This window comes from Pseudomonas sp. MF06569, assembly GCF_059862735.1.
Window position 1 is genome coordinate 45,785 of sequence record NZ_JCBCUZ010000017.1, and the last position, 15,848, is coordinate 61,632.

Genomic DNA, 15,848 nt, shown 5'->3' on the forward strand with positions numbered 1-15,848 from the left:
AAACAATGAGCAAGCGCATCAACTGGAGTGGCGTCTTCCCTGCGGTGACCACTCAATTCAACGATGACTTCACCATCAACCTGGACAAGACCCATCAGGTGATTTCCAACGTTATTCGCGACGGCGTCTCGGGGCTGGTGGTGTGCGGATCGGTGGGGGAAAACACCTCGTTGACCGCTGAAGAAAAAATCGCCGTGACCGAAGTCGCGGTGGATGCCTCTCGCGGTCGTGTACCGGTGATCTGTGGCGTGGCCGAGTTCACCAGCGTGCAAGCCGCCAAGGTAGCCAATGCCGTGCGCAAGGTCGGGGTTGACGGGGTGATGTTGATGCCCGCGCTGGTCTACGGCTCAAAGCCTTTTGAAACGGCCGAACATTATCGTTACGTGGCCAAAAACGCCGACGTACCGCTGATGGTCTACAACAACCCGCCGATCTACAAAAATGACGTCACCCCAGAAATCCTGATTTCCCTGGCCGATTGCGACAACGTGGTGTGCTTCAAGGACTCTTCGGGCGACACCCGGCGCTTTATCGACATTCGCAATGAAGTCGGCGACCGTTTTGTGCTGTTTGCTGGTCTGGACGACGTGGTGCTCGAAAGCATCGCCGTGGGTGCCGAGGGTTGGGTATCGGGCATGTCCAACGTATTCCCCAAAGAAGGCGAAACCATCTTCCGCCTGGCCAAGGCCGGGCGTTTTGCCGAGGCCATGCCGATCTATGAGTGGTTGATGCCGATTTTGCACCTGGACGCCCGCGCCGACCTGGTGCAGTGCATCAAGTTGTGTGAGGCCATTGCCGGTCGCGGCAGCGCCCTGACCCGCCCACCGCGCCTGGCCTTGCCCCGGGAAGACCGTGAATTTGTCGAGCGGATCATGGCCAAGGCCCTGGCCAACCGTCCGCAGTTGCCCGATGTCGGTTTGTAGCCGGTGAGGCGTTCGTAGTCGCTGTCGAGTAGAACGAGGCTGCGATCGGCGGTGTAGCGGTCGTAAACCGGCGCACGGGGTATGCCTGACTAACCGTGGGAACCGATTTTACGACGGCTACGTCGGGGTGCCGCATCACGCCGATCGCAGCCTCGCACGGCTCGTCAGCGACTACAGATTCGTCACCAACTCCGTGCTGAAGTCGCTGCGATCGAGAGGGTTTCACCGCCCGCACAATGTCCTTAATTCAACAATGCCCGCAGATCGTTGTACAACGCCTGCGGGATCTGCACCCCTTCCACCTGGCTTCGCGCCCGCGCATCGTAACGGCGTTGCGACGGCAAACGGGCGCCCTGCCCTTCGATACTCTCAAACAACACTTCTGCCCGTGCCAGATGCTGATCAGTTGCAGCCCCCAGAAAGCGCTGCGGATCGAACGCGATAATCAACTCGCCATGGTATGGCGACGACTTGCTGCCCGCGTCGTAAGCCAAGGATTCGGCACTGGTCAAATCACCGATCAAGGGACCGGCAATCAATTCCACCATCGCGGCCAGCGCCGAGCCCTTGTGCCCGCCGAACGTCAGCATCGCGCCCGTATCCAGCACGACATTGGCGTCGGTGCTCGGCAACCCCTGAGCGTCAACCCCCCAGCCTTCAGGTATCGACTTGCCTGCCCGGCGATGCAACTCGATGTCGCCACGGGCAATCGCACTGGTGGCAAAGTCAAAGACAAAAGGATCACGCCCCGCCCGTGGCCAGCCAAACGCAATCGGGTTGGTGCCAAAGACCGGCTGGCTGCCGCCGGCTGGCGCAACCCAGGCATGACTCGGGTTGCAGGCCAATGCCACCAGACCGGCCGCCGTCAATTGTTCGATCTCTACCCACAATGCCGAAAAATGCACACACCGATTGATCGCCAACGCCGCAATACCGTTAGCCCGGGTTTTGTCCTGCAGTATCGGCAAACCCGCCTGGAAGGCCAGCTGGGAAAAACCGCCCCCCGCATCCACCCGCACAATCGAAGGCGCCTGATCGATCACCTGGGGCACGGCGTCGGCCGAGACCTTGCCCGCGCGCAGCGAATTGACACAGCCCAGCACCCGGTACAAGCCGTGGGAGGCGCAACCATCACGCTCCCCGGCCAGCACCGTTTCACTCACCGCGCGGGCATGGGCCGGATTGAAACCGTTATGCAACAAGATCGATTCGGCCAGCTCGTAAGCCTGGGCCAGGGTCAGTCGGATCATGATCAGCTCCTTGAACAGACCTTACAGACTGGACCATGACAGGCTCCACGGCTTGATCGGTTCAAGCCGGTTGCATGACGAATTCAGCACAGCTCAGGGTTGCTGCCGGGCGCAGCCTTCGTTCCTCCTCAACTACTGGCATACACCGTGATACAGAGATCAATCCCCAATATCTGCATACGCGCCAGCATGTCGATCGAAATCGGGTGGCTTACGCTACGCGGTACATCACCGCTTTCGTAACCAATATCCAGGGTCCTTTTTGAACAGGCTTGCCACGCTGGCTCCATCGATTGCGGGAGGTGTTCAATCGCATTCAGCAAGGCCTGGATGCTCTCCTGCGGGGTGAAGTAACTCCCGTCAGGGCCAAAGGCTTCAAAGTGCGCCTGATACCCGGACTCGTCACGCCCGATATGCAAACAACTGACGCACCCATCGGCCTCAGACTGCCCAATCAACGCCGCAGCCAACAAACCCAAATCAATCGGCGCAGCCAGTAGCAGGTCGGTATTGATGTAGTGCACGGTATTTTCAGCATCGTCAGGCATTGGGCTATCCGCTTGTGAATCAGTATCCCGACATACTGCTGCATACAAACGCCCTCGCCAATCTCCCCTGGACTTACACCCTAAGCACTGAGCCGCAGCTCTTGCCCAATCTGGTGAAAGTGCCCGACAATGGCCTCGATCAATGCAGCATCAGTGACCGGATCCAGCCCCGAGTAGGGTTGGCCGTGGTAGTTGCCGGTCCAGGTCAGTACCGCCTCGATGCTGGCGCTGTCCTGATACAGCCGGCGCATCTGCTGGCACTCCTGATCCTTGCTGTCGATTGCGCCCAGGGCATAGTGCAGCGCCAGCGCTGTGCCGTACTCCAGGGCGCTGCTGTCGATCCCGTGTTTTTTGGCCAGATCGATACTGCGAAAAATCCGCTCGTTGCGTTGCAGTTTACGCAGCGGGTCACGCCCTACACGGGCACAGGGATCCTTGAAGGAGGTGTTGCAACGCTCCAGAAAGGTAGCCGAAAAGCCGGCCACGGCGTCCGCCATATGGGGGTTTTCGGCCACCAGGGCCGGGCCGACAGCCTCGCCGATCAAGCGCCGGGCCAACGCACTCACACGGGGATCGCCCATGCCCTGCCCCAACCACGAATACCCGAGCAGGCTGGCGTACCAGGCAATGATCGCGTGGGGACCATTCCATAGCAGATTCTTGATCACCTGGGTCTGGGTGATGTCGTCCACCGTCTTCACCTGGCGCAATCGCTCAAGCAGGTTGCTGCACCGCTGCGCATACAGGGGCATGTCCGGCTCGCTGTTGAACAGGATCAGGTGCAACTGGCTCAGGGCGTTACTGGGCTGGGCAAAAGGTCGAAAGCGACTGATCAGGCGCTCATATTCGGGCACCGGTGTGCGGGTTTCGGCCTTCGGGGTATCGACCTCGTCACTCAAGCTGTTCTGGAATATCTTCGACTTGATCCGCAACTGGCGCACCAGGGCTTCGTTGGACAATTTGGAGACGATGCGACTGACCACTGTCTCAACGAAATGGGTGTTGTCCAGAATCTGTTGGCACAGCTGGGGGGAAACCAGCAGTTCGAGTTGCGCCTGCACATGCCGGCGCACAAAGTCCGCACCGCCGACCTTGTTCAGCACGATCAGGATCGTCAACTCCCGACCCCGGCGTTCGTAGCGACGGATCAGGCCCTTGGCAATCACCCCCGCCTGCTTGCGGATCGCCGTTTCCGGAAGGCTCAACCCGACAATTTCCGCCACGTCGTACATCCGGATCACCGCTTCGGCGTCATCCATGTCGATCATGCTGAGGTTGTCGATGGTCTGGTCGAAGGACGTGGCGGTGTAGCGCACGCTGAAGCGGCCAAACGCCTGGATGGTCTCGCGCAGCATCCGCGAGCGGGTGGCGGCGATGATCTCGCAGGGGCGCGTGTAGCCATCCCAGTGGGAGAAAATTTGCGTCAGGTAGCCACCTCCCATCGCGCCAAAACCATGAATCCCGGCACTGAACTGGTTGAGTGTCGGCGGGAAGCTCTCGGTCAGCGCCGGGGTGCCCAGGTCGGGCATGCACTCATTCAGGTCACCCAGAAAACCGTGCATGGTCTGGTACGCCATGAGTGCTCCGGCCTTGACCTCGGGTGCCGGAGGCTTGATGTCTTCGATCAGGATCGGCTGCCCGTCGGCGCGGATCGCCGACAGCAGGCCGTTTTCCGAATCCTCCAGCATCAGGCAATGCTGTGGCAGGCAATTCAGGGCACTGGCCGCCTTGAGGAATATCTCGGGGTGGGGTTTGCCCTGGCTAACTTCATCGCCACACACCGTGACGTCGAAATACTTGAGCACGTTGGCATTGATCAGGTATTCCTCGGCGATGGCCCGGCGACTCGACGTGGCCACGGCCATGGTCAGACCGTACTTGCGCAAACGCTCCAGCACTTCCAGCAGGCCGTCCTTGATCGGCACGCCCTGATTGCGCACATGGGCCAGTTCAAGCTCATCGGCACGCTGGCGGACTTGCGCATACGGGAAGTCTTCGCCGTGATTGGCCTTGGCCAGCGCCTCGGCTTTTTTGGCGCTCAAGCCCAGTGACCCCATCAGTGTTTCTTCACTGAGCGGCGTGCCGTGAATCTCGAGGGCTGCCTGTTTGAGGGTTTTAAAGCGCAAGCGCTCGGTGTCAAACATGGTGCCGTCCATATCGAAGATGGCACTGAAAATTCGTTTACCCTGAAAATAAATCATGAGCACAGCTCCTTGTAAGGCGAGGCTTTTGGCTTCGCTCGCTGAAACGCTTCGGATCAAAAAGTGGTTTCAAATACAAATGCCGGGCAGCAGGACGCACCATTGAAAGCGGGGCGTGAGCGCACCGGAACGGCGAGTGGTCAGCAATAATCAGGTGGGGGGACGTAACAATGGCGCCAGTTGGCGCAGCTGCCCGGAAAGCAGGGCCTGAGCAGAGGTAATGCGGTGTGTGCAAGAAGGCGGGAAACAAACCCTGTGACTGCATGACTGCAGCATTTGACGTGAGGCCCACAACTCGCAATCAGGGATGCGAAGTGTGAGCCGAACCGGCGATTGATACGTGTGATTCCATCCATAAGGGCGTTGAAATTTCCTGTAATGCGATTGGATACCTTTTTAGCTATAACCCATGTAGCGCGTCTAAATCAAGGTTGGCGTCAGCTCGCAAGGATGGCTGATGCCATTGCGAGCCCCTCTGCGCCTGCTCCACGATTGCCTCACTAAAAATTGATTTCGCTGTCTGAAATAACCGTGATGGTGCCTCTGTACGTGCTGCCCGAATGATCATTGAGCATGCTTTGCATCTGATCCTGGGGCACTTCAAAGTGCAGTTTCGCTTGACCGTTATCTACGTAGTAGCTGGGGGAATAGACGGCAGGCGTGGTGCTTAGCAGTTGGCGGTTCACCGGTTGATCCGAGGCGTCGCGCAAGCCATTTGGCAGTGTCAATCGAGTTTCGACTACCACCGTGTGACCCGTTGGGTTTCGTATCCCGCACAGGGTGCCCACCAGGTATTCGCATTGCAGCGCCATGCTGAACGGGGTAGACGACGAGATGTTGAAACCCTGATCAGCCCAGAGCCTTTGCGGCCGACGCCCCTGGTTCAACCATTGCTGCCAGCCGCCGCCAGGTATCAGCTCAATACGACTGCTGTTGGCCGGAAACTGAAACCTGAGGGTGTGTTGAACGTCCAGGGTGAAATTGAGGGTGACACTGGTGTCGGTGGGGAGCAGATTGTCGCCGAAATCGAAGTCCCCGCCCGGCCCCACAGAATAGGTGATCGAGCCACGATAAGTGCCCGTTTCCATTCGCAGAGGATCAGGTGCGGTCATCAGGTACGACACGCTGATATTGGCCATTCGCAGATTGTCGATCTCATACGCCGGAGAAACGCCACAGGGCACGGGCTGCGGCGTAAACCAAAAGAAATTGCCGGCCGTGTAAGAAGGCCCCATCGCAGCCCCCCGCGGGCAAGCCGCTGGCGAACTCCAACCCCACTGGAACCCGCCCCAAAGATGGCTCTGAGCGGTAGTTGCACTGGATGTCGGTATGCCAGTCATCAGCCTGACGTCACGGGTCCAGTTGGTTCCAGCCAGGGCCGAAATGGAAAACTGCACCTGCGCCACCTGCCCACGGGAGCTGGTCACTTGAACGGGCCTCGGTTCGGCCGGGACCTTGAACATCGCACCGTCTCTGACATTGGCGTGGTTAGCCAGAATCGGTCTCTGTGAAATTGCATCGAGCCCAGTTAAACCGATGCTGAAGTAACCCCTGGGAATACATGTACCGGGGTAGATGGCGCAAATACCGGAATTAGGCGTGGTGTTTTTGAACTGGTTGACCTGAGGGTTGCCCGGATCGGGGTTGAAAACAGCAGTGATCTCAGCCGTCAATGCTTGAGCTTGGGGGGCAAAAAACACTGTTAGAAAGAGCAGAAACCCACACAATAAAAAGCTTGCCAATGCACCAGCGGGTGACTGCACTTTATTACATGTTTTCATGGTAGAAGACGCAAAATTTGCCGAAGGGCGACCATTCAGCTCGAGAATTAAATTATTATCCACCATATTTTACCACAAATTATGTCAACATAAAAGACCCGGCTGTACGCTTCGGGCCTGGCAAATGCATCACAACGGTGCGTTTCTCAGCGGATCTGTATGATGGCGCGTTTGTTAAACAGGCATCACTGACACGCCTGTCCATCGTTCAGGAGTTGTGCATGAAAAGGCTTTACCGCACGTTCAACCAGACTGGGGCCGATCCGCGGTTGCGGTTCGGTTTGCTCAGCCTAGGCGTGCTGCTGGGCAGCGCCATGCCTGCGGCACACGCAGCCCGAACCGAACTGCCTGCCACTGCCGTCACCGCCGAGGATAACGGGGCTTACCAGGCAGACAACGCCTGGGTGGGTGGTTTTGAAGCGGCGCCATTGCTCGACACCCCCGCAGCGATCTCGGTGTTTACCGATGCGTTGATTGAAGATCAACAAGCCCGCCTGCTCAGTGATGTGCTGAAAAATGATGCCTCCGTGGGCGAGAGTTATGCCCCGGTCGGCTATTACGAGAATTTCGTGGTGCGCGGTTTCTCGCTCAATTCGGCCAGCAGCTACAAGATCAATGGCCGCACCATCACCGGCGAGCAAAATGTCGGGCTGGAAAACAAGCAGCAGGTGGAGTTGCTCAAAGGGCTTTCGGGCTTGCAAAGCGGGGTTTCGGAGCCCGGCGGTGTGGTCAATTACGTGACCAAGCGCGCAGCCGATGTGCGTTCGGTCACTGTCTCGACCGACGACCGCGGCAGCGGTTATCTGGCCGCCGATGTGGGTGGTTGGTTCGGCAGCGAACAGCAGTTCGGCCTGCGCGCCAACGTCGCCCACGAAGATATTCACTCCTGGGTCGAACACGCCAATGGCCAGCGTGATTTTGCATCCGTGGCATTCGACTGGAACATCAGCCCCGATGCGCTGCTGCAACTGGACGTGGAGTATCAAAACAAGGAACAGCGTTCGGTTCCGGGCTATCAATTGCTCGGCGGCACCGAGCTGCCGCACCACGCCTCCCCGAAAAAACTGCTGGCACACCAGAGCGGCTCCAAGCCGGTGACCATTGACTCGCTCAATATCAACGGCAACTTTGAGTACCGCTTCAGTGACAGCTGGAAGGGTAGCCTCAGTGCATCGCGCAGCAAGGTGGTGATTGACGATTACAGTTCGTTTGCCTGGGGCTGCTATGGCTCCGCCAGTTGCTCCAGCGCGCCAGTACCCAATTACTTCAGCCCTGAAGGCAATTACGACATCTATGACTTCCGAAGCCCCGACGATACCCGGCGCAACGATGAAGTTCAGGCGGCACTTAGCGGCAAGTTTGATACCGCCAGCATCGGCCACGAGCTGACAGTGGGCACCAGTGCCTTTCGACGCGTGGTCGATCAGCGCGAGTTGATCAACGAAATGATCGGCACCGGCAATATTGATAGCGAACCGGAGCAATTTGCGCGCTACCAGGGTCCCGTCAAAGACAGCTATCGCCGCCTGGACAGTCGCCAGTACGAGGTGTTTTTCAATGACCTGATCAGCTTTAACGAGCAGTGGCAGACCATGATCGGCGGGCGCGAAGTGCGTCTGGACGAAAGGACTTTCGACAGCAATGGCGACACCACCCGGCACACCCAGCGCTATGAGTTCCTGCCCCAGGCCGCGCTGATCTACAAACCGGTGCAAAACATGACGCTGTATACGCGCTACAGCAAGGGCCTGTCCCTGGGCGGCGCGGCGCCGTGGTTTGCGACTAATTCCCCTGAAATCCTGCCACCCACCGTATCGCGGCAGATCGAAGCCGGGATCAAGTATGACTGGCAGCGCATCAGCCTGAGCGCCACGCTGTTTCAGATCCGCCAGGCATACCAGTACTCCGAGCCCCAGAGCGACGGCTCATTCATCTTCGTACAACAGGGGCAACAAAAGAACACCGGGCTGGAGCTGGCAGCCAACGGCTGGGCCAGCGAACGCCTGCAGGTGGGTGCGAGTGTGGCGGCGATCCGGTCAAGGGTCACGGGTAGCGGGACACCGGACTATGAGGGCCATCAAACCATCAACGTCCCTACCCTGCGCGCCAGCCTTCATGGTGATTACGCCCTGCCCTGGATCGATGGCCTGGCACTGCTCGGCGGCGTTCAATACAGCGGCAAGAAATACGCCAGCCAATTGGGTCAGACCCAGGCTGATGCTTACGCCATTTTCAATATCGGCAGCCGCTACAGCACCCGTATCGACGGTTACGACACCGTCTTTCGCCTGACGGTCGATAACCTGTTCGACAAGCGCTACTGGCGGGATGTGGGGGAATACATGGGCGACAACTATGTGTTCCAGGGGGCGCCGTTGACGGCAAGACTGAGTGCTTCGATCAATTTCTAGGGTTGGTTTCGTTAGTCCCGGGCTTAGCCCCTGCCCGGCTTTTTGTAGGCGTTGACGAGCCGTGCGAGGCTACGTTCGAGCGCTAAGAGGTCGCAGAGCCGGTACACGCGGTATGCCTGATTAACCGGGGAAGCCGCTTCGCAGCCGGACGCAGCCTCGCACGGCTCGTCAGCGACTACAGATTCGCCACCCACCCGCGTGTAGTCGCTGACGAGTAGAACGAGGCTGCGATCGAGCGCGAAGCGGTCGCAAAACCGGGACACGCGGCATGCCTGATTAACCGTGGAAGACGACTTTACGACTGCTGCGCAGCCGGACGCAGCCTCGCACGGCTCGTCAGCGGCTACAGTTCGCAACCTACCCCCTGTAGTCGCTGACGAGTAGAACGAGGCTGCGATCGAGCGCGTAGCGGTCGCAAAACCAGTACACGCGGTTTGCCTGATTAACCGTGGAAGCCGACTTTACGACTGCTTCACAGCCGGACGCAGCCTCGCACGGCTCGTCAGCTGCTACAGATTCGCCACCCACCCGCGTGTAGTCGCTGACGAGTAGAACGAGGCTGCGATCGAGCGCGCAGCGGTCGCAAAACCAGTACACGCGGTTTGCCTGATTAACCGTGGAAGCCGACTTTACGACTGCTCCGCAGCCGGACGCAGCCTCGCACGGCTCGTCAGCGACTACAGATTCGTAGCCGCAACTACTCGCAACAACATTAAGCAAAATTTAATTGATAGCCCCCTAACAAAAAGCGCAGGCTAGAGGGCTTGGTTACGCTTTGTATCATTCCGGATGATATTGATCTTCGCTGGGTTCGATTCGTTCCCCGGCACGCGCGCCAGCATTATCCGCCCATCTCAATAGATTGGCGGACTCCCCCTCATGGAACAGTCACTTAAACATTTGCGCTTCCCACTCGCGGCTTTGGCCATCGTGGTGATGAGTGCATGCGGCAAAACCCCGGACGCGACTGCTCCTGCTCCCGCTGCAAAAGTCAGTGTGGCCAAGGTGCTTGAACAGCCGGTCAATGAATGGGACGAGTTCACCGGTCGCCTTGAAGCTCCGGAAACAGTCGAAATACGTCCACGCGTGTCGGGCCAGATTGATCAGGTCGCCTTTAACGAGGGCGCCCTGGTGAAAAAGGGCGACCTGCTGTTCCAGATCGACCCTCGCCCCTTCCAGGCTGAAGTCCGCCGCCTTGAAGCCGAAGTGCAACAAGCCCGCGCCAACGCCACCCGCACCGAAAATGAAGCCCAGCGCGGTGAGCGCCTGCGCCAGAGCAATGCGATCTCCGCTGAACTGGCCGACTCACGCAGCACCGCAGCCCAGGCTGCACGTGCCGGTGTCGCTGCCATCCAGGCGCAACTGGACCTGGCAAAGCTCAACCTGAGCTTTACCCGCGTAACCTCGCCAATCAGTGGCCGCGTCAGCCGTGCCGACATCACCGCGGGCAACATCGTCACCGCTGATGTCACGCCACTGACCAGCGTGGTGTCTACCGACAAGGTGTACGCCTACTTCGATGCCGACGAGCGCGTGTTCCTCAAATACAACCAGCTTGCCCGTCAGGGTCAACGCGGCCAGAGCACCCCGGTCTATCTCGGCCTGTCCAACGAAGACGGCAACCCGCACCTGGGCCAGATGAACTTCGTCGACAACCAGGTCAACCCGCAGACGGGCACCATCCGTGGTCGCGCGGTGTTCGACAACGCCGACGGCAACTTCACGCCAGGGCTGTATGCACGCCTCAAGCTGGTAGGCAGCGGCACCTACTCCGCCGTGCTGATCAATGAAGAAGCAGTCGGTACCGACCTGGGCAAAAAGTTCGTGCTGGTGATGGGAGCCGACAACAAGTCGGTCTACCGTGCCGTGGATCTGGGTCCGAAAATCGAAGGCTTGCGCATTGTTCGCAGCGGCCTGAGCAAGGACGACACGATCATCGTCAAGGGCTTGCAGAAAGTGCGCCCCGGTTCGCCGGTAGCCCCTGAAGTGATCCCGATGGCCAACGAGCAGACCCTCGCCGCTCTGGCACAACAACGACAAGCCCTGGAAGCCAGCAACCTGCCTCAAATCAAGCCCGCCCCTGGCGCGCCGAAGTTGGCCAGTGTCGCGACTCCTCGCGGTTAAGGGACGATAACTCCGATGAATTTTTCCCAGTTCTTCATTCAGCGGCCGATTTTCGCCGCTGTGCTTTCCTTGCTGATTTTGATTGCGGGCGGCATTTCGCTGTTCCAGTTGCCGATCAGTGAATACCCGGAAGTGGTCCCGCCTACCGTTGTCGTGCGCGCCAACTTCCCCGGCGCCAACCCCAAAGTGATCGGCGAAACCGTCGCTGCGCCACTGGAGCAGGCCATCACCGGTGTTGAAAACATGCTGTACATGTCTTCGCAGTCCACCGCTGACGGCAAGATCACCCTGACCATCACCTTTGCCCTGGGCACTGACCTGGACAACGCCCAGGTGCAGGTGCAAAACCGGGTGACCCGCACCCAGCCCAAGCTGCCCGAGGAAGTGACGCGCATCGGTATTACGGTGGACAAGGCATCGCCCGACCTGACCATGGTTGTGCACTTGACCTCACCGGACCAGCGCTACGACATGCTGTACCTGTCCAACTACGCCATCCTCAACATCAAGGATGAACTGGCGCGGCTCAACGGTATCGGCGATGTGCAGATGTTCGGCATGGGTGACTACTCGCTGCGGGTATGGCTTGATCCCAACAAAACCGCGTCGCGCAACCTGACCGCCACCGATGTGGTGACGGCCATCCGCGAACAGAACCGTCAGGTCGCCGCCGGTGCCCTGGGTGCTCCGCCTGCCCCCAATGCGTCCAGCTTCCAGCTGTCGGTCAACACCCAGGGCCGTCTGGTCACTGAAGAAGAGTTCGAAAACATCATCATCCGCGCAGGGGATGATGGCCAGATCACTCGCCTCAAAGACATTGCCAGGATCGAACTGGGCTCCAGCCAGTACGCGCTGCGCTCGCTGCTGAACAACCAGCCGGCGGTGGCGATCCCGATCTTCCAGCGCCCCGGCTCCAATGCGATCCAGATCTCCAATGACGTTCGCGCCAAGATGGCCGAGCTGAAGAAGGGCTTCCCCGAAGGCATGGACTTCGACATTGTCTACGACCCGACGATCTTCGTTCGTGGTTCGATTGAGGCGGTGGTCCATACCCTGTTTGAAGCACTGATCCTGGTTGTACTGGTTGTTATCCTGTTTCTGCAAACCTGGCGCGCTTCGATTATCCCGCTGGTCGCTGTGCCTGTATCGCTGATCGGTACGTTCGCAGTGATGCACATGTTTGGCTTTTCGCTCAACGCGTTGTCGCTGTTCGGTCTGGTACTAGCCATCGGGATCGTGGTGGACGATGCGATTGTGGTGGTGGAAAACGTCGAGCGAAATATCGAGCTGGGGCTCAACCCCGTGGACGCTACCAAGCGGGCCATGCGCGAAGTGACCGGCCCGATCATCGCCACTGCCCTGGTGCTGTGCGCGGTGTTTATTCCGGCTGCATTTATCTCGGGCCTGACCGGCCAGTTCTATAAGCAGTTCGCCCTGACCATTGCCATTTCCACAGTCATCTCGGCCTTTAACTCGCTGACGCTGTCCCCGGCACTGGCCGCGGTATTGCTCAAAGGGCATCACGCACCCAAAGACCGCTTTACCCGCGTGCTGGATCGCCTGTTCGGCAGCTGGCTGTTTGGTCCGTTCAACCGTTTCTTCGTCAAGGCCAGTAACGGCTATGTGGGCACGGTGCGCCGGATCATTCGTGGCAGCGGTATCGCCATGCTGGTGTATGCAGGCCTGATGGCGCTGACCTGGGCAGGTTTTGCCCACACGCCGACCGGCTTTGTACCGCCGCAAGACAAGCAATACCTGGTGGCCTTCGCGCAACTGCCGGACGCTGCAAGCCTGGATCGCAGTGAAGAAGTGATCAAGCGCATGTCGGAGCTGGCCCTCAAGCAGCCTGGCGTTGCCAACTCGATCGCCTTCCCTGGCCTGTCGATCAACGGCTTCACCAACAGCCCGAACAGCGGCATCGTGTTTGTTGCGCTCAAGGACTTTGATCAACGCAAAGACCCGAGCCAGTCCGCCGCTGCCATTGCCGCCACGTTGAACGCAGAGTTTGCCGACATCCAGGAAGCCTACATCGCCATCTTCCCGCCGCCTCCGGTACAGGGGCTGGGCACCATTGGCGGTTTCCGCCTGCAAGTCGAGGACCGCGCAGGTCTGGGCTATGACGAGCTGTACAAAGAAGTGCAGAACGTGATCACCAAGAGCCGCAGCGTGCCGGAACTGGCCGGGTTGTTCACCAGCTATCAGGTCAACGTACCGCAAGTCGATGCTGCCATCGACCGTGAAAAAGCCAAGACCCACGGCGTGGCCATCAGCGACATCTTCGACACCCTGCAAATCTATCTGGGTTCGCTGTATGCCAACGATTTCAACCGCTTCGGTCGTACTTATCAGGTCAACGTGCAAGCCGAGCAGCAGTTCCGCCTGGAGCCCGAGCAGATCGGCCAGCTGAAAGTGCGTAACAACAAGGGCGAGATGATCCCGCTGGCGACCTTTATCAAGGTCAGCGATACCGCCGGGCCCGATCGCGTGATGCACTACAACGGCTTTGTCACCGCAGAAATCAACGGCGGCGCGGCACCGGGCTACAGCTCGGGCCAGGCAGAAGCAGCGATGGAAAAACTGCTGAAGGAAGAGCTGCCCAACGGCATGACCTTCGAGTGGACGGAGCTGACGTATCAGCAAATCCTCTCGGGCAATACCGCGCTGTTCGTGTTCCCGCTCTGTGTTCTGCTGGCGTTCCTGGTACTGGCCGCCCAATACGAAAGCTGGAGCCTGCCACTGGCGGTGATCCTGATTGTGCCCATGACCCTGCTGTCAGCCATTACCGGTGTGATTCTGTCGGGGGGTGACAACAACATCTTCACCCAGATCGGATTGATCGTCCTGGTGGGGTTGGCGTGCAAGAACGCGATCTTGATTGTGGAGTTTGCCAAGGACAAACAGGAAGAAGGCATGAGCCCGCTGGATGCGGTACTTGAAGCCTGCCGCCTGCGTCTGCGGCCGATCCTGATGACCTCTTTCGCTTTCATCATGGGCGTGGTGCCTCTGGTGCTGTCCAGCGGTGCAGGTGCAGAAATGCGCCACGCCATGGGTGTTGCGGTGTTCTCCGGGATGCTCGGGGTGACCTTCTTCGGCCTGCTGCTGACGCCTGTGTTCTATGTCTTGATCCGCCGTTATGTGGAGCGCAGTGAAGCGCGCAAAGCGGCCAAGCACCTCAAGCTGGAGTCGCAACAATGAGCGTGAAAGTTTTTCTGCCGAGTCTGTTGGTGCTGGCCTTGAGCGCTTGCGCCGTAGGCCCGGACTACAAGACCCCGGCCACAGAGCCTGCCCATATCAGTGCCGATAACCTGAAGGGCTTTGACCGGGCGCATTTTGAAGGGATCTGGTGGCAGCAGTTCGACGACCCGACCCTCAACCAGCTGGTGACTCAGTCACTGGCCGGCAACCGCGAGTTGCGCGTGGCCTTTGCCCGCCTGCGGGCAGCCCGGGCGATTCGTGATGACGTCAGCAATGACATCATGCCGACCATCACCAGCCGTGCCAGCAGCGATGTCGGCAAGGGCCAGATTCCGGGCCAGACCGAAAAGCGGGTCAACAGTGAACGCTATGACCTGGGCCTGGACATGGCCTGGGAAGTCGACCTGTTTGGTCGTATCCAGCGTGAATTGGAGGCCAGCGACGCCGACGAGCAAGTGGCTGCAGCGGATCTCTACCAGCTGCAAGTGACCATGATTGCCGAACTGGTGGATGCCTACGGTGAATTGCGCGGCGCCCAACTGCGTGAGCGGATTGCCCTGGCCAACTTGAAGAACCAGCAGGACTCCAAGGCGATTACCGAAAGCCTGCGTGACGCAGGTGTTGGCGATCAACTGGACGTCATGCGTGCCGACGCCCGCCTGGCCGCGGTTGAGGCCAGCGTGCCGCAACTGCAGGCCGAGCAGGTGCGTGAGCGCAATCGCATCGCCACTCTGCTGGGCCAGCGCCCTGAGCAGCTCAGCGTTGACTTGAGCCCGGCGCAGTTGCCGGCCATTGCCAAGGCACTGAACATCGGCAACCCCGGCGATTTGCTGCAGCGCCGGCCCGACATCCTGAGTGCCGAGCGCAAGCTGGCAGCCGCCACTGCCCGGATCGGGGTGGCCAAGGCCGATTTGTTCCCTCGGGTCAGCCTGAGTGGTTTTCTCGGTTTTACCGCCGGACGCGGCTCGCAAATAGGCTCGGCTGCAGCCAATGCCTGGGCGCTGGGCCCGCGCATTACCTGGCCGGCGTTTGACCTGGGCAGCGTGCGTGCGCGTCTGCGCGGTGCCGGTGCAGAGGCTGATGGCGCACTGGCCAGTTACGAGCAGCAGGTGCTGTTGGCGCTGGAAGAGTCCGAAAACGCATTCAGCGATTACGGCAAGCGCCAGCAACGTCTGGTCTCGTTGATTCGTCAAAGCGAATCCAGCCGGATCGCAGCGGATCTGGCTGCTATTCGCTATCGCGAAGGCACGGTGGACTTTCTGGTGCTGCTCGACGCCCAACGGGAGCGCCTGGCCGCAGAAGACAGCCAGGCCCAGGCCGAGGTTGAGCTGTATCGCGGCGTAGTAGCGATTTACAAAGCACTGGGTGGTGGCTGGCAAGCCGAGACCGTCGCCAGCGCACACTGATTCAAGAGC

9 protein-coding genes are annotated in these 15,848 nt (G+C 59.4%); 5 read left to right on the top strand and 4 right to left on the bottom strand.

The genetic code is table 11. From position 1 onward, the window contains the following. Window positions 1–5: 5 nt before the first annotated feature. A complete protein-coding gene (locus AC19YQ_RS16070; protein WP_019827259.1) occupies window positions 6–923 on the top strand; it encodes a dihydrodipicolinate synthase family protein in 918 nt (305 codons plus the stop codon). Window positions 924–1,165: 242 nt separating this feature from the next. Here AC19YQ_RS16070 and AC19YQ_RS16075 read toward each other — a convergent pair whose 3' ends face one another. From AC19YQ_RS16075 to AC19YQ_RS16090, 4 genes are all read right to left on the bottom strand, one after another. Beyond that, window positions 1,166–2,173, bottom strand: a complete 1,008-nt coding sequence (locus AC19YQ_RS16075) for an Ldh family oxidoreductase (protein ID WP_133076857.1) — start codon at window positions 2,171–2,173, stop codon at window positions 1,166–1,168. Between the two features lie 128 nt (window positions 2,174–2,301). Further along, window positions 2,302–2,721, bottom strand: a complete 420-nt coding sequence (locus tag AC19YQ_RS16080; protein ID WP_133076858.1) for a hypothetical protein — start codon at window positions 2,719–2,721, stop codon at window positions 2,302–2,304. Between the two features lie 80 nt (window positions 2,722–2,801). Further along, window positions 2,802–4,922, bottom strand: coding sequence for a bifunctional mannitol-1-phosphate dehydrogenase/phosphatase (gene mtlD / locus AC19YQ_RS16085; protein WP_500595484.1), 2,121 nt, complete (start codon window positions 4,920–4,922; stop codon window positions 2,802–2,804). A gap of 500 nt (window positions 4,923–5,422) precedes the next feature. Then, complete coding sequence (locus AC19YQ_RS16090) at window positions 5,423–6,769, bottom strand: hypothetical protein (RefSeq protein WP_500595485.1); 1,347 nt, start codon at window positions 6,767–6,769, stop codon at window positions 5,423–5,425. A gap of 155 nt (window positions 6,770–6,924) precedes the next feature. Here AC19YQ_RS16090 and AC19YQ_RS16095 point away from each other — a divergent pair, with 155 nt between their 5' ends. From AC19YQ_RS16095 to AC19YQ_RS16110, 4 genes are all read left to right on the top strand, one after another. Next, window positions 6,925–9,114, top strand: coding sequence for a TonB-dependent siderophore receptor (locus AC19YQ_RS16095; RefSeq protein WP_133076860.1), 2,190 nt, complete (start codon window positions 6,925–6,927; stop codon window positions 9,112–9,114). 879 nt (window positions 9,115–9,993) lie between these two features. Then, a complete protein-coding gene (mexE, locus tag AC19YQ_RS16100) occupies window positions 9,994–11,238 on the top strand; it encodes a multidrug efflux RND transporter periplasmic adaptor subunit MexE (protein ID WP_326397954.1) in 1,245 nt (414 codons plus the stop codon). 15 nt (window positions 11,239–11,253) lie between these two features. Continuing rightward, complete coding sequence (locus tag AC19YQ_RS16105) at window positions 11,254–14,433, top strand: efflux RND transporter permease subunit (RefSeq protein ID WP_133076862.1); 3,180 nt, start codon at window positions 11,254–11,256, stop codon at window positions 14,431–14,433. Then, window positions 14,430–15,839 carry an efflux transporter outer membrane subunit gene (locus tag AC19YQ_RS16110; RefSeq protein WP_219263054.1) on the top strand — a complete coding sequence of 470 codons (1,410 nt, stop codon included), beginning with the start codon at window positions 14,430–14,432 and terminating at the stop codon, window positions 15,837–15,839. The genes AC19YQ_RS16105 and AC19YQ_RS16110 overlap by 4 nt, the downstream gene beginning before the upstream one ends. Window positions 15,840–15,848: the final 9 nt, after the last annotated feature.